The 15,217-nt window shown below is 69.1% G+C and carries 16 protein-coding genes; 5 read left to right on the forward strand and 11 right to left on the reverse strand.

What is annotated here, in order from left to right:
- The first annotated feature begins 75 nt into the window (after positions 1-75).
- Positions 76-327, forward strand: a complete 252-nt coding sequence (locus ACFVAV_RS07325) for a hypothetical protein (protein WP_379031379.1) — start codon at positions 76-78, stop codon at positions 325-327.
- A gap of 277 nt (positions 328-604) precedes the next feature.
- Positions 605-1,144, forward strand: coding sequence for a DUF1697 domain-containing protein (locus ACFVAV_RS07330; protein ID WP_379031382.1), 540 nt, complete (start codon positions 605-607; stop codon positions 1,142-1,144).
- Here ACFVAV_RS07330 and ACFVAV_RS07335 read toward each other — a convergent pair whose 3' ends face one another.
- From ACFVAV_RS07335 to ctaD, 11 genes are all read right to left on the reverse strand, one after another.
- Positions 1,145-1,546, reverse strand: a complete 402-nt coding sequence (locus tag ACFVAV_RS07335; protein ID WP_379031385.1) for a nuclear transport factor 2 family protein — start codon at positions 1,544-1,546, stop codon at positions 1,145-1,147.
- A 69-nt stretch (positions 1,547-1,615) separates the two neighbouring features.
- Positions 1,616-2,881 (reverse strand): class I SAM-dependent methyltransferase, encoded by a 1,266-nt coding sequence (locus ACFVAV_RS07340; protein ID WP_379031388.1) that lies wholly within the window; start codon positions 2,879-2,881, stop codon positions 1,616-1,618.
- Entirely contained in the window at positions 2,882-3,859 is a 978-nt protein-coding gene (locus ACFVAV_RS07345; RefSeq protein WP_189027215.1) for a class I SAM-dependent methyltransferase, read from the reverse strand.
- A 183-nt stretch (positions 3,860-4,042) separates the two neighbouring features.
- Positions 4,043-4,819, reverse strand: a complete 777-nt coding sequence (locus ACFVAV_RS07350) for an enoyl-CoA hydratase-related protein (protein WP_379031391.1) — start codon at positions 4,817-4,819, stop codon at positions 4,043-4,045.
- Positions 4,820-4,828: 9 nt separating this feature from the next.
- The gene (locus tag ACFVAV_RS07355; protein ID WP_379031394.1) at positions 4,829-5,635 is read right to left on the reverse strand and encodes an NUDIX hydrolase; all 807 of its coding nucleotides are present in this window, start codon (positions 5,633-5,635) and stop codon (positions 4,829-4,831) included.
- A gap of 193 nt (positions 5,636-5,828) precedes the next feature.
- The gene (locus ACFVAV_RS07360) at positions 5,829-6,662 is read right to left on the reverse strand and encodes an ABC transporter ATP-binding protein (protein ID WP_379031397.1); all 834 of its coding nucleotides are present in this window, start codon (positions 6,660-6,662) and stop codon (positions 5,829-5,831) included.
- An 18-nt stretch (positions 6,663-6,680) separates the two neighbouring features.
- On the reverse strand, positions 6,681-6,839 hold the full coding sequence (locus ACFVAV_RS07365) for a hypothetical protein (protein ID WP_379031400.1): 159 nt from the start codon (positions 6,837-6,839) through the stop codon (positions 6,681-6,683).
- Between the two features lie 137 nt (positions 6,840-6,976).
- Positions 6,977-7,759 (reverse strand): peptidyl-tRNA hydrolase, encoded by a 783-nt coding sequence (locus ACFVAV_RS07370; protein ID WP_379031403.1) that lies wholly within the window; start codon positions 7,757-7,759, stop codon positions 6,977-6,979.
- 75 nt (positions 7,760-7,834) lie between these two features.
- The gene (locus tag ACFVAV_RS07375; protein WP_379031406.1) at positions 7,835-8,308 is read right to left on the reverse strand and encodes a hypothetical protein; all 474 of its coding nucleotides are present in this window, start codon (positions 8,306-8,308) and stop codon (positions 7,835-7,837) included.
- A gap of 80 nt (positions 8,309-8,388) precedes the next feature.
- On the reverse strand, positions 8,389-9,627 hold the full coding sequence (gene serB, locus ACFVAV_RS07380) for a phosphoserine phosphatase SerB (RefSeq protein ID WP_379031409.1): 1,239 nt from the start codon (positions 9,625-9,627) through the stop codon (positions 8,389-8,391).
- 107 nt (positions 9,628-9,734) lie between these two features.
- Entirely contained in the window at positions 9,735-11,477 is a 1,743-nt protein-coding gene (ctaD, locus tag ACFVAV_RS07385) for a cytochrome c oxidase subunit I (RefSeq protein ID WP_379031412.1), read from the reverse strand.
- Between the two features lie 324 nt (positions 11,478-11,801).
- On the opposite strand from ctaD, the gene ACFVAV_RS07390 reads away from it, so the two are divergent.
- The 3 genes from ACFVAV_RS07390 to ACFVAV_RS07400 all read left to right on the forward strand — a co-directional run bounded on the left by ACFVAV_RS07390 (position 11,802) and on the right by ACFVAV_RS07400 (position 15,100).
- Positions 11,802-12,605, forward strand: a complete 804-nt coding sequence (locus ACFVAV_RS07390) for a VOC family protein (RefSeq protein ID WP_379031415.1) — start codon at positions 11,802-11,804, stop codon at positions 12,603-12,605.
- 100 nt (positions 12,606-12,705) lie between these two features.
- A complete protein-coding gene (locus ACFVAV_RS07395) occupies positions 12,706-14,496 on the forward strand; it encodes a PQQ-binding-like beta-propeller repeat protein (protein ID WP_379031417.1) in 1,791 nt (596 codons plus the stop codon).
- A gap of 181 nt (positions 14,497-14,677) precedes the next feature.
- The gene (locus ACFVAV_RS07400) at positions 14,678-15,100 is read left to right on the forward strand and encodes a hypothetical protein (protein ID WP_379031420.1); all 423 of its coding nucleotides are present in this window, start codon (positions 14,678-14,680) and stop codon (positions 15,098-15,100) included.
- Positions 15,101-15,217 lie beyond the last annotated feature (117 nt).

The raw sequence follows: 15,217 nt of genomic DNA on the forward strand, positions 1-15,217 counted from the left end.
CAGAGTTATTGGTGTCGATCTTGCGGGACCCTTCGCTTGGCGTGGGTTCCCACATTTCCTACCGAAGGAACCATCATGACCAAGAATAGAATTCGTGTTGCCGCAGCAACTGCGGCGCTCGCGCCGATAATCGCGCTGGGTTCCGGCTTCGCCACCGCGGCTCCCGCCGATTCCGTTGTGCCGGTGATTGCACCGGTACCCGTTCAAGTCGAGCCCGCCGTGCTATTGGTGCCGTTTACATTAGGGCTCAGCCTACTCGGGTTGCCGCTCTGCTTCTTGCCACCGATTCTGCCCTTGGGTACGGTCCCCTGCATCGTCGCTGTATGACCCGCTGAACAAGTACCGCGACGCAATGCGCCGGCCCGGCGAAGGCCAGCGGCGTCATGCACTGCCCCGACATGGTCGCCATGCCGGACCGGCAGGGGCAAAGTAGCCGGCCAGTACCACACCGCCGGTTCCGGCTCGTGCTATCCCTGGCCAAGACTCAACGTTGCGACCCCCGCAAACCAGGGCTCGAGCTGGGTCGAGCTGCCCCGCCCCGCAGCAGCCGACCCGTCCCCGACCGGTATGGAGAGCTGTCGGGGGTGGTCGGTACGGTCGCACCGTGGACAGTTATGCGGCGCTGCTGCGCGGGATCATGCCGACCAACCCGAACATGCGCAACGAGAAGTTGCGCGGCGTATTCGAGGGCCTGGGCTTCGACAAGGTCGCCTCGGTACTGACCAGCGGCAATGTCGTCTTTCGCACCGCCGATGACCGGGCCGACCTGGAAGAGCGTATTCAGCAGGCCCTGGCCACCGAGCTGGGCATCCCCGGCGGGACCATCATCCGTAGTCACTCCGAACTGCGTGAGCTCCTCGACCGCGACCCCTTCGAAGGTCTCCCCCACGAACGCGGTTCCTACCTCACCGTCACCTTCTTCAAGAACACCATGCGCGAAGCGGACACGAAGGCCTTCGACGACGATCCCCTCACGCGCGTGATCGGCTACGACCGCAAGGCCCGCGCCTTCCTCACCGTCATCGACAACAGCACCGGCAAGACCCCCGACTTCATGGCCCGCCTGGAGAAGACCTACGGCAAGGACATCACCACCCGCACCTGGCTCACGGTCCAGCGGGTGGTGAAGAAGATGGAGAGTTAGCTACTGGTACAGGCCCTCGCCGCGCTGGGTGTCGAAGTACTCGCGCACCTCGGAGATCTTGCCGTCCGTGACGACGAAGTTCGCGATGTAGGCGTTGTCGTACTCGTGGCCTGATGTCGTGGTCGCCTTCGATCGCCACTCGACGACGGCGTTCGAGTCGCCGAAGGTCAGGCTGAGCAGGTCGGTGGTGAATGAGCCCGGCTGCATCCGAGCCATCGCGATCGGGAAGAACTCCCCGACGATGGCGTCCGGCCCGTGCCAGGTGCCGGAGTTGGGCAGACGGCCTGGTGCGAACCATCGCGCGTCGTCGGTGAAGCACCCCTTCAAAAGCTCCGGGGTCCCGGACTGGAGTGCGGCGAAGTAACGATGGATGGCGGCCTCGGCGGAGTTCTCGTTGGTCACCGGCACAGCTTAGCCGCAGTGGGGAACATATGTTCGATAGCGGCTACGCCGCGCCGGCTCGGACGTGTCCTACCGGGCAGCGTGGGCCGTACAGAGGAAAACCGTTGCGTTGCGGCCGATTCGAGTGATCACCAAGATATAGGGCCGGGTGCCGCGCTGCTTGAGCTTCTTACGCAGGGCGTCCGGGTCGATATCGACGCCTCGGATGAGGATTTCCAGCGAACCGCAGTCGCGCCGGGACAACTCCTGGCGCAGCGTCTTCTCGCGGAGTTCGAAGCGGTCCTCGATACGGAAGCCGCGCATGCCCGTGGGGACGGTGTCGCCGGTGAGGTAGGCGATCTGGGGATCCAGTTGCCAGAGACCGTGTTTCGCGGCGTAGTGGCGCACCAGGCCCGCGCGCACGATCGCGCCGTCGGGGTCGACGATCCACTCGCCGGGGGCGCGCTCGGGGATGTCGTCGGGGTCGGCGTCGGTGAGAGTGGTTGCGCCGCCGCGGGAATCGAGGACGGTGGCGCGGCGGGTGATGCCGGATTCGGTCAGCCCGGGCGACCACAGGCACGCTTCGCGGACCGCGCCGTCGAGGGAGACCACCTCGATCTCACCGTCCCAGCCGAGCCGGTCGAAATCCAGTCCGGGAGCGGACTTCACGGCGATATCGCGGCCCGCGTAGGCGGCCAGCAGGTCGGGCAACGGGGGCTGGAGTTTCGCGGGGTCATAGGTGCGGCGACCGTCGGCGCGGCGGGCCGGATCGGCGATGATCACGGTGTCCCGGGACGTGGGGGTGAGGGCATCGGCCTTGGCCAGCACTATGTTTCGTCCGCGGATCGGCGAACCCACCTCATGCGGAGCCCCGTCGGCGCGAGTAGCGGCCTGCTCGACGGCTGTGCCGAAACCTGTCGCCGACAGCGGCGCGACACCGAGGTTGTGGGCGGCCATCGCCAAACGCACCTCGTCGAGGTCGCTGCCGATGACGGCGGGGCACACCTCGGCCAGCTGGGCCAGCTCGGCCCCGATCGAACAGGTGACATCGTGCACCGCCCGACCGGCCAACCGCGCGGCCCGGTGCCGGGCGACCAGCGCGGGCGTGGCCTGCTGCAACGCGTCATCGGTGAACAGCCACTCGGCCGCCGCGGGCAGCTTCACCGCGGCCTTGCGCCGCAACCGCACCGTCTCGATCAGCGCGGCGGCATGCGCGTCGTGCGAGCGACGCACCTGCTCGATATCGCGCAGGTGCGTCGCCGGGGTCAGCTCCAGCCGGTCGACCTCGGCGAGCGCGGCGGATCCCGCCGCGCTGCCCAGATAGGCGACGTCGTCGCGGCCGAAGCGGTACCCCACTTACTTCTGCGCTGCGCCCGGCTTCACGCCGGTGATCATCGCGTTGTAGAAGAACTCGCGCGGGACGACCTTGCGCAGGACGTTCTCGTCGAGCCAGCTCAGGCCCAGCCAGGCGCGGTACTGCGCCATGCGGTAGCCGATGGTCAGCTTCTCGTCGGGGACGGCGGCCTCGAAGGTGCGCACCGGCCAGCCCCACAGGGCGGCGGCGAACTCTTCGGTGGTGGCCTTCACGTCGACGGCACCGGCCGACTTGGCCATCTTCTCGAGATCGCTCGGGTCGAAGGTGTGCAGGTCGACGACGGCCTCGAGCGCAGCGGCGCGGGACGACTCGTCCAGCTCGGTCTGTGGACGACGCCAGCCGGACAGGAACGGCAGCTTGGTGATCTCGGTGGTCACCTTCCAGGTGGCCTGGCCGAGCTTGCGAGCGTAGAGGTTGCCGATGGTGGTCGGCTCACCGGCGAACACGAAACGCCCGCCCGGCTTGAGCACCCGCAGGCACTCCTTGAGGGCCAGCTCCACGTCCGGGATGTGGTGCAGCACAGCGTGGCCGCAGACCAGGTCGAAGGTGTCGTCGTCGTACGGGATGGTCTCGGCGTCGGCGACGCGACCGTCGACATCCAGGCCGAGGTGCTCGGCGTTGCGCAGCGCGACCTTGACCATGCCGGGCGAGAGGTCGGTGACCGAGCCCTTCTTCGCGATGCCGCCCTGCATCAGGTTCAGCAGGAAGAACCCCGTGCCGCAGCCGAGCTCGAGCGCCCGTTCGTAGGGCAGCGGGGCGGGGCCGACCGCGAGGTCGAACCGGCCGCGGGCATACGCGATACAGCGTTCGTCATAGGAGATCGACCACTTGTCGTCGTACGTCTCCGCTTCCCAGTCGTGATACAGGACCTGGGCGAGCTTGGTGTCCTTCAGCGCTGCTTCGACCTCGGCCTCGGTGGCGTGCGGGTTCGGCGCCGGGTCATCGGGGTGAACCGTCATAACCGCCAAGAGTAATAGGAGACCCGCGGCCCGCCGCTCCGGGTACTCGGCCGGGGCTGTGAGCGCGGTTCTTCAGGCACCGGGCATGCGGTTCCAGCCACGTCGATGGGAGGTGGCTGGGAAGTTACCCATGTGCTCACGAGATCACCAAGCGCGAAGTTAACGATGGTTCCGGTCGAGTTGCTACCGTCCGGTGAATGTCGCGCTGTTCGGACCCTCGGCGGCGAAGGTGCGGGTGCCGGTGCAGGCGTCGTCGGTGTCGAACAGCGCCGACCATTCGGTGACGGCGGTGGAGTGACCGTGCGGGCCCGCTTCGAAGACCGCCTTGGCGGCGGCCAGGGCCCGCGGCGCGGCCGTCACGAACTGCTCGGCCCAGCGGCGGGCCGCGGTGAGGACGTCGTCGGGCGCGACGACCTCGTCGACCAGACCGAGCGCCGCGGCTTCCTCGGCGTCGACGAATCGACCGGTGTAGACCAGGTCCTTGGCGCGGCTCGCGCCGATCAGCAGCGACAGCCTGCGGATCCCCGACAGCGGGATCAGCCCCGCCTTGATCTGCGGCAGCCCGAGTTTGACGTTGTCGCCGATGATCCGGTGGTCGGCGCCCAGCGCCAGCTCCAGACCGGCGCCGAGGCAGTAGCCGGTGATCGCGGCGACCGTCGGCTGCGGCACCCGGGTGAGGCAGCCGAGGGCGGCCTGCAGATCCGCCGCCATCGCGGCGGCCTGCCCGGCGTCGAGCTCGGCGAGCTCGGTCATCTCGTCGCCCGCGCTGAACACCCGCTCGTCGCCGTAGACGATGAGCGCGGCCACCCCGGGATGCCGGCCCACCGTCTCGGCCGCCGCGGCGACCTCACGGGCCAGCTGGGCATCGACCAGGTTCAGCGGCGGACGATCGATGCGCAGCAGCGCGACGCCGCGAGCGGACGGGTCGGTGGGCAGCTCGAGGGTGACGAATTCGGCCATGCGGCCAACCTACCGGCCGCCCAGTGCACCCAGCTGCGGCAGCTCCGCGAAATACCGGCCGTTGTCCGGGAAGTCGGTCAGCGGCGGGCCCTCGGCATTGGGCGTGTAGTGCGGCATGATCGGGGTGATCGCCCGGTCGGCGGCCAGCACGGCCGCGGTATCGGCGAAACCGCACAGGCCGTCGAGCTGCGACCACGTCGGCGGCAGCAGGACGTGCTCGCCCGCCCGCCAGCTCGCCAGGGCGTCCCGCGGAGTCGCCCAGAGGACCTGGGCGGCCTCAGAGGTCGCGCCGTCGGCGATCTGGCCCTGCGGCAGCACGGCGACGAAGAACCGGGTGTTGTAGCGGCGCGGTTCGGCTTCGGGGGTGATCCAGTTCGACCACGGCCGCAGCAGATCGGCGCGCAGCACCAGACCCTCGGCCGCGAGGAAGGCCGCGAGCGACAGCTCACGGCGCTCGAGCTTGCCGCGGGCCTCGCGGTAGACCGCGGAGTCGTCGACGACGGTATCGGCGGTAGGCCCGGCCAGCAGCACGCCGCACTCCTCGAAGGTCTCCCGGACCGCGGCCGCGACCAGCGCCTGGGCTGCCTGCTCGGTCGTCGCGAAACGCTCGGCCCACCACGCCGGTGCGGGTCCGGCCCAGGCGATGTCGGCGGTGCCGTCGGCGGCGTCGACGCCACCGCCGGGGAAGACGGTCATCCCGCCCGCGAACGCCATACCGCTGACGCGGCGCTGCAGGAACACCTCGATGCCCGACCCACCGTCGCGCACCAGCATCACCGTCGACGCGTCGCGCGCGGCTACCCCGGACTCACTCATACCCGTTCCTCTCCACCGCCGGGCACGGCCCGGCGACCGACTCCGACCGGCCCCATCGCCTGCCGGAGCACCGGGCAGGCCGCGCGCGTATCGCCGCGGCCGCGATTCCGGCCTCCTCTGCACCCTAACGCCCGCTTGGTTCGCGATGGAAACGGTTCCGCCGGGCCGGTCCACGGTTCCCGCTGAGTGGGCGTCAGGCGCGGCGGTGCTGCCCCGCCCGGCGCGCCCGGCGCGCGAACCAGCGCCCGTCGACCCGGTCCAGTGCGATGGACTGACTGAACGCGGCGCTGAGATTCTCGGCGGTGAGCACGTCGTCGAGCAGACCCTGCCCGACCACCTCGCCCTCCCTGAGCAGCATGGCGTGGGTGAAGCCCGGCGGGATCTCCTCGACATGGTGGGTCACCAGGACCATCGCGGGCGCGTCGGGGTCGGCGGCCAGATAGCCGAGCCGCTCCACGAGTTCCTCGCGCCCACCCAGGTCCAGGCCGGCGGCGGGTTCATCGAGCAGCAGCAGTTCCGGGTCGGTCATCAGGGCGCGCGCGATCAGCACACGCTTGCGTTCGCCCTCGGACAGGGTGCCGTAGGTGCGGTCGGAAAGGTGTTCGGCGCCCAGGGTTTCCAGCATGTCGACGGCGCGTTCGGTGTCGATGTCGTCGTAGCGTTCGCGCCACCGGCCGAGCACCGCGTAGCCGGCCGACACCACCAGGTCGCTGACCTTCTCGTCGACGGGGATGCGGCTGGCCACCGCCGCCGAGGACAACCCGATGCGCGGCCGCAGCTCGGTGACGTCGACGCGACCGAGCGTCTCCCCCAGCAGGTTCGCGTCACCGGAGGTCGGATGGACCTCGGCGGCGGCCATTCTCAGCAGCGAGGTCTTGCCCGCCCCGTTGGGGCCGAGCACCACCCAGCGTTCGTCGAGTTCGACCTGCCAGCTGACCGGGCCGACGAGCGTTCGGCCCGAGCGGCGGATGGTCACGTCGGAGAAGTCGATGAGCAGATCGGGATCGGGTTGCGACACGCGCTCCATCTTGGCCCACGCGGGCCCTCAGCGGAACGACCGGCCCGGGTGGGATTCGTCGCCGCTGGTCGGCGCGGAATCGCGGTGCCCGCCCGGCTCATCGCGCAGCATCCGGGCGGCGAGGAACGAGATCGGCACCGACAGCACCGCCCACACGATCAGGATCACCACAATCGTGGTCACCATCGCGGAACCTCCCTACGCCTCGATGCCAGGACCGTCGGTTTCATATACCCCCACGATCCCCCAGATACACCCCGGCGGGACGGCGAGTCGCGAAAACCTGCACCGAACCGCCGGATTCGGCGGCGCGTGCCGGCAGGTCAGGGCTGGGCAGGCACCGCGATCACCGTCATCGAGCCGGGTGCCACCTCGGTGAAGCCCGCGTCGCGCACGGCCACCGCGCGACCGCCGGCCACCTCGGCCACCAGTCCGGCCCACCGCTGGTCGTCGGCATCGCGGACCGCGCACCGGAAGTCGTGCGCGGCCCAGGCCGCGGTGGCCGTCACGGGCAGGGCACCGGCCAGCAGCATGCTCGCGTGCCCGACCTGCGCGGCCGCCTTGCCGACCGACATCTCGAGCGCCGCGTTGACCCACAGCACCGGCATTCGCGGGTCCGGCGGGCCCGGCTCATCGTGCTCGAGATCGGTGCCGCCGATCTGCAGCTTGCGGATCCGCGGATCGATCGCGCCGACCGGGCCGGGAACGAACGCACGGGCCTGCGCGCCGTCGACATCGATCGTGACACCGTCGACCGCGCCCGCGGACACCCACTGCGCGCCGCGGGCCCGCCGGGCGACCTTCCTGATCCTGGACCGCTTCCACGCCAGATACCGCGGCTCCCACTCCCCGCCCGGCCCGGAGCGCGGGTCGAGGCACACGGCGACGGCCGCGGCCGCCGCGGCTTCCAGGAGCGCGCTGCGGGCGGGCGGATGGGTCTTCGGAATGTGCAGCACCATCTGCATCGCCTGCACCATGGCCGGGTCGTCCGGGTCGCCGTTGCCGCCGTAGCCACGCGCCAATTCGGCGTGCCGCACAGCGAATTCGGCCGCCTCGTCCCTGATCTCCGCCTCGGTCTCCACGCTGCTCAGTTCCGCGCTGCCCATGCCACAACACCCGATTCGATCGACGCCACCAGTCCGGCCCAGCCTAGCGAGCCGACCGACCGGTCTCCGTCGCCGCTACGCGACCTGCACGAACAGGATGAACTGCGGCCCCGGCTCGATCGGTGGCTGACTGGACGGGCCGAAGACGAACTGGATGGTCGCCATGCCGGGCCCGATACCACGGAACGGCCACACCGTGCTGTCGCCCTCGGACTGGGGTGGCTCCGGGGACAGGACACCCTCCTCGATATTCACCGGTTTCCACTGCTCGGTGTCGTCCGGGTTCTGCGGTAGCCGGACCAGCAGGATCTGACCGAGCTCCACGCCGACCGTGCTGCCGTTGAAGGTCTGGTCGACCTCGACCGGGCTCACCGCGGCCGCCGGTGCGGTGGTCGGCAGCTCGATGGTCGTCGAGGTGATGTCGCCGGACGAGTCGTCGCCACATCCGGCGAGCAGGCCTGCGACGGTGGCCAGGACGAGCAAGCCTCGCGGAACCAGACGACCAGCACCCGCAGCGTCCGCTCGAGCCGCGAGCAGGACATTCCGCATGGAGCTCTCCCAACGCCGAAGGACACCCTGCGCTGGAGGCTAACGCCGTGCCGCACCCATCCGGCCGCGACGCGCCAGGACTACCGCCCGAGCAGCGGAACCCGGCGTACCCCGCCGTCGCGGGCGTCGGCCGCCTCGACCTCGTCGCGGGTGACGCCGAGAATGAACAGCACCGCGTCCAGGTACGGATGCGACAGTGCCGTGTCGGCCACCTCGCGCAGCGCGGGCTTGGCGTTGAACGCGACGCCGAGCCCGGCGGCGTTGAGCATGTCGATGTCGTTGGCACCGTCGCCGACCGCCACGGTCTGTTCCATCGGCACGCCCGCTTCGGCGGCGAACTTGCGCAGCGCGGTCGCTTTGAAGGCCCGGTCGACGATCTCGCCGACCACCCGGCCGGTGAGCTTGCCGTCGACGATTTCCAGGGTGTTGGCCTGCACGAAGTCGAGTTCCAGCTCGTGCGCGAGCGGCTCGATGACCTGCCGGAACCCGCCGGAGACCACACCGCAGCGGAAGCCGAGCCGACGCAGGGTGCGGATGGTGGTGCGGGCGCCGGGGGTGAGCTCGATCCGGTCGGCGACCTCCTCGATCACCGACTCGTCGAGACCTTCGAGGGTCGCGACCCGCTGACGCAGCGATTCGGCGAAGTCGAGCTCGCCACGCATCGCGGCCTCGGTGACCTCGCGGACCTGCTCCTCGACACCGGCGTGCGCGGCCAGCATCTCGATGACCTCGCCCTGGATGAGGGTGGAGTCGACGTCGAACACGATGAGCCGCTTGGCCCGGCGGGCCAGCCCGGCCCGTTCCACGGCGATGTCGACCTGCTCGGCGACGGCCACGTCGGCCAGCGCGGTGCGCAGCCGGGAATCGGTGTCGGCGCCGGAATCGATCGCGGAGACCATCAGTTCCATGCCGGTCACCGGGTAGTCGGCGATGCCGCGAATGGTGTCGATATTGGCGCCGAGGCCTGCCAGCAGCCGCGAGATCGCGCTGAACGCGTGCGCGGTGACGGGCGCGCCGAGCACCACGACGGCGTGCGTCGATATCGGCGGCTTGCCGATCTGCGCGTCGACGGACACGTCGACCTGCATGCCGACGGTGTTCATCGCCTCTTCGAGGTCGTCCTGCAATGCCTCGGCGTCGTTCGGGCACGACACCAGCACACCGAGGGTGAGCCTGCCCCTGATGACGACCTGTTCCACGTCCAGCAGGCTCACCTGATGCTTGGACAGTGCCGCCAGGAGGACCGACGTGACGCCGGGTCGGTCGGGTCCGGTGACGGTCACGAGAACTGTGGTGTCGGCCAAGTCGGTCTGCTCCATATCCGGGCCCTTCCCTGGGGTGAGCCGTCCCTGCTCAACTTAGTCTAGAAACAGCGCATGCACCTGCTGGTCACCCAGCAGGTGCACACCCTGGTCTTGCGGAGTTTCTACTTCTTCGCCAGCGTGCCTTCGGTGACATGCGTGGCGTGCTTGGCCGAGCCCCAGCCGACGTGCGCTTCGGCCTTCATGCGCTGGACCATGTGCGGGTAGTGCAGCTCGAACGCCGGGCGCTCCGAGCGGATGCGCGGCAGCTCGTAGAAGTTGTGCCGCGGCGGCGGGCAGGTGGTGGCCCACTCGAGGGAGTTGCCGTAGCCCCACGGGTCGTCCACCGTAACGACCTCGCCGTAGCGGTAGCTCTTGAAGGTGTTCCACACGAACGGCAGCATCGACGAGCCCAGGATGAAGGCACCGATGGTGGAGATCGTGTTCAGCGTGGTGAAGCCGTCGCTGGGCAGGTAGTCGGCGTAGCGACGCGGCATGCCCTCGGCGCCCAGCCAGTGCTGCACCAGGAAGGTGGTGTGGAAGCCGACGAAGGTGGTCCAGAAGTGCCACTTCGCCAGGCGCTCGTCCATCATGCGGCCGGTGATCTTCGGGAACCAGAAGTAGATACCGGCGAAGGTGGCGAACACGATGGTGCCGAAGAGCACGTAGTGGAAGTGCGCGACGACGAAGTACGAGTCGGTGACGTGGAAGTCCAGCGGCGGCGAGGCCAGGATGACGCCCGACAGACCACCGAAGAGGAAGGTCACCAGGAAGCCGATCGACCACAGCATCGGTGATTCGAAGGTCAGCTGCCCCTTCCACATGGTGCCGATCCAGTTGAAGAACTTCACACCGGTCGGGACCGCGATGAGGAAGGTCATGAAGGAGAAGTACGGCAGCAGCACGGCGCCGGTGGCGTACATGTGGTGCGCCCACACCGCGATCGACAGCGCCGCGATACCGAGGGTCGCGTAGACCAGCGTGGTGTAGCCGAAGATCGGCTTACGGCTGAACACCGGGAAGATCTCGGACACGATGCCGAAGAACGGCAGCGCGATGATGTAGACCTCGGGGTGGCCGAAGAACCAGAACAGGTGCTGGTAGAGCAGGATGCCGCCGGTGGCCGGGTCGTAGATGTGGCCGCCCAGGTGACGGTCGTAGGCCAGGCCGAACAGCGCCGCGGTCAGCAGCGGGAACGCCAGCAGCACCAGAACCGAGGTCACCGCGATGTTCCAGGTGAAGATCGGCATGCGGAACATGGTCATACCGGGCGCGCGCAGGCAGACCACGGTGGTGAGCATGTTGACACCACCGAGGATGGTGCCAAGACCGGAGACGGCCAGACCCAGGATCCACAGGTCGGTGCCGACGCCGGGCGAGTGCAGGATGTCGGTCAGCGGCACGTACGCCGTCCAGCCGAAGTCCGCGGCGCCACCGGGGGTCACGAAGCCCGCGGTCGCCATGGAGCCACCGAACAGGTACAGCCAGTAGCTGAACGCGTTCAGTCGCGGGAAGGCGACGTCGGGGGCGCCGATCTGCAGCGGCAGGATGATGTTCGCGAAGCCGAACACGATCGCCGTCGCGTAGAAGAGCAGCATGATCGTGCCGTGCATGGTGAACAGCTGGTTGAACTGTTCCGGCGAGAGGAACTGCAGACCCGGGCGCGCCAGCTCGGCGCGCATGAGCAGCGCCATGAGACCGCCGACCAGGAAGAAGCTGATCGCCGTCACCAGGTACATGGTGCCGAGCACCTTGGGGTCGGTGGTGGTGACCGCCTTGTACAGGAACGAGCCCTTGGGCCCGGTCCGAGCAGGATACGGTCGAGTCGCTTCCAACTGAGGGACTGGCCTGGGCTCTACCGCAGTCACTGATCCTCCTGAAGATGCCTGTACGTCACTCGCAGGCCCTCCGTCCTCCGGTCAGAGGCAGACGACGGTCAGCATGCGTTGAGTGAATCGTAAACCGTGCTGCCGCAGCATCACGCGCGGGTCCTACTCTGTGTCGTATTCAGCGCGCCGTAGACGGACGACGGCAGGTCGGCCGGACGCCGGTCTCGATCTTCCTCCGCAGGTCGGGCGGGTGCAACGGTTGGCTGCGATGACTTTTCGACCGCCGGGGCGTCATCATCGATGACGGTGGGCGCGCCCGCCACCGTCTCTGTCGAGCTATTCCCCCGCAGCCGAGGAGTCGTCATGTTCCGTGCCCCGCAGCCCGGTGATCCCACCTGGGTCGATCTCTACACCGCCGATCTCGACCGTGCCATCGCCTTCTACGGCGAGCTGTTCGGCTGGACCGCCGAACGCGGCGGCGAGGAATTCGGCGGCTACACCACCCTGCGCAAGGACGGTAAGGCCGTCGCAGGCGCGATGAGCCGGATCCCCGACGCCGGTGACCCGTATCCCGATCGCTGGACCGTCTACCTGGCCTCCACCGACGCCGCGGCGACCACGGCGAAGGCGAGCGCCGCGGGCGGCAACATCTTCGTCGAGCCGATGGCGGTCGGTGACCTCGGCACGATGGCGGTGCTCGCCGATGTCGGCGGCATCGGTGTCGGCGTCTGGCAGGCGGGCGAGTTCCCCGGTTTCGAGGCGATCGGCGATGTCGCCGACGGTGTCTGGAGCAACCACGACGGCGTGCCGTCCTGGTTCGAGCTGATGACCCGCGCCTACGAGCCGTCGCTGACCTTCTACCGCGAGGTCTTCGGCTGGCACGACACCTTCACCGTCGCCGACTCCCCCGAGTTCCGCTACACGACCATCCACGCGACCTCACCGATGCGTGGCGGCGTGATGGACGCCGACGGTCACCTCCCCGAGGGCGTCCCCGGCGCGTGGACGGCCTACTTCGGCGCCGACGACGTCGACAAGACCGCCGAACTGGCCAAGACCCTCGGCGGCGCCGTCGTCTTCGAGCCGATGGACACCCCCTACGGCCGCCTGGCCGGTCTCACCGACCCCACCGGCGCCCACTTCAGTATCGGCGGCAACGCGCGCTGAGCGGTGTGGCGGCGCGTCTTCCGCGTCGCCACCACTGGCGCTAGTCTCGAGCCGACACCCAGTGGGGTGGTGTCGATCGAGTCCTTATCCGGGGGGGAACATGTCCGACGATCAGTCGACCGAACATGCGCGTTCGCAGGGTCCGTGGCCGATGGTCGCGGGTCTGGCCGGCGCCGTGCTGGTCGCCGGGGGTGTCGTGCTGGCGCTGTACAGCCAGTTCGTCGCCGCGCCGATTCCGGTGCCGTTCGACAGCTACGCCGAAACCGGCGATTTCCCTGCCCGCCTCGTCCGGGGAACCCTGATCTTCGCGGGCGCGATCGTGCTGATCGGGGCGGTGGTGCTGGTCCGGGGCCGCCGCGGTGACGAGCGAGGCGCGGGTATCACGGCGAGTGGTGTGCTCGCCTTGCTGGCGGTGCTGATCGGCGGAATCGTGTTCGCGGTCACCGCGCACATCCCATCGACCTATCAGCGGCTGACCTCGGTCTTCGTCGTCACGCCGCGAGTACCGTCCGCGATCGCCGCGCTGACCCTCGCTGTCCTCGGTGCCGTGCTGATCTTCGTGCACGTGGCGACGCCGACCGCCGCGGCGCCCCGGCGGTCGGCGCTCGCCGCGGCCCTCGTCGTCGGCATCGTGCCAGTGCTCGGTGCCGCCGGGATCGCGGTCCGGCTGGGGGATGACACGGCCGCGACCGATCACGCAACCGCCGATCCCGGCCCGGATGCCGCCGTGCCCGCCGTGCTCGGCCCGGAGAGATTTCGGCTCCAGCTCCCGGCCGCTCGCAGTAACAAGGACACCCGAATCGTCTTCACCGGAACCGGATTCGTCGTCTCGACCAGGGTCGGCATCACGCTGTACGACGGTGTGACCGGCGCCGAGCGCTGGCACTATCGGCGCCTCGGTGTCAGCGCCGACAACGTGGAGAACGTGCCCAACGAGACCAGGGCCTTCCCCGGCGAGAACGTGGTGCTGACCTACTGGGCGAAGCGCGGCTGGATGGCCTTCGACTCCGTCACCGGCGAACTGCTCTGGACCGAAGGGGACTTCACCCGCGAGAGCAACGTCATCATCCGCGGGTACCTGAGCGACTTCACCCGCGCCAACGACGTCATCGTTCGCGGGCACCTGCTCGCCACCACCTCCGCCCGCGGGACGGTGACTCGGTACGACGCCAGGACCGGCCGCAGTATGTGGACCACCCCGACCGAACCCAGCGACTGTGCCTCGACCAGTGAGCGTGTCGTCGCCTCCATGACCACGATCTACCGAGCCGCGACCTGCGGCGCCGGGGAGACGGCGACGGTGGCCGTCACCGCGTTCGATCCGCAGTCCGGCGAGGTTCGCGACCGGCGCGGTCTTCCCACGCCGCGCGTGGAGTCGTCCGCCGATATCGAGGTCCGGGTGCTCGACAGCGGCTTCGTCTGGATGACGTGCCGGCACGATGGTGCCGGGACCGAGTTGTTGCTGCCGCCGAACGCCCCGTTGTCGTCGGCCATCGTCGATTCGCGCCGCGATGACCTCCGCGTGCACGCCGCCGACAACGACGTCCTGGTCAGCTCCGCGAACCCAGGCGGGTACATGCTGCCCGATCGATGGGAAGTCCTGTCGGCGGCCGAGGGCGAGTCCACCGAGCTCGACATGACGACGCCCGACGGGCGAGCGCAGTACGCCGAAGCGGCCGCGCTGCTTGCCGACCAGATCGTCGCGATCACGTTGGACGGCGGCTACACCCTGCGAACGTGGGACCGGTCGACCGGCCGCGCGGGACCGGTTTTGCCGGTCACCCTGGCGCAGGGGACCAGGTCCCTACGATTCACCACCACCGCGGGCTCCCCTGTGCTGATCGCGACCGATCGCGAACACCGCAACATCGAGGTCATCGGCTTCGGCTGACGCCCCACCGGCCGTGGCGACAACGAGGACGACCACCGCCGGGTTCAGCCACCTTGGGGTGGTAAACGCGCCCCCTGGGAGGTCGCCCCCCAACGCTGGGGTTGCTGTCGGAGTCCCCGCCCGGCGACGACAGTAGAGGTTACCGAAAAGGACCTCCTACCAGCGCCAAGGGGACACCACGATGAGCACGATGACCACCGCGATCGCCGACAACGTCATCCAGCTGGCGCGCAAGCAGGCCGGCCAGATCGCCACCGATGGTCACCTCGCCGACTCCGATCAGGATCGCTGGGCCAACCGGCTGGCGCGGCTGCTGCTGGACCGCGGCGCCACCGCGGGCACCCGGATCGCGCTGGCGGTCGACGCCACGATCGAGGCGGTCATCGCCGAGGCTGCGGTGCGCAAGATCGGTGCGATCCCCGTCTCCGTGACCGACGACGAGTTCGTCTTCGGCGCCTACACCGGCATCACCACCCGGGCCGGCAGGCCCGAACTGACCGACGTCGTCGACTGGCTGGTCCTCGACGACCGCTCGACCCTGCAGCGCTATCTGGTCAGCTCCGACGCGCCGCTGTCCACGGCCGATCTGCGTGCTGTCTCCTGAACCCATTCCGGTCTGGTCCTCGCAGGTCCAGAATGGATCGAGAGCGCAGTACGCAGCGGCGGGTACTACCTACCAGGTGGCACCCGCCGACCGGGGACACATGGTGAATACCGAGCT

The organism is Nocardia sp. NPDC057663 (assembly GCF_042799895.1).
Lineage (GTDB): Bacteria > Actinomycetota > Actinomycetes > Mycobacteriales > Mycobacteriaceae > Nocardia.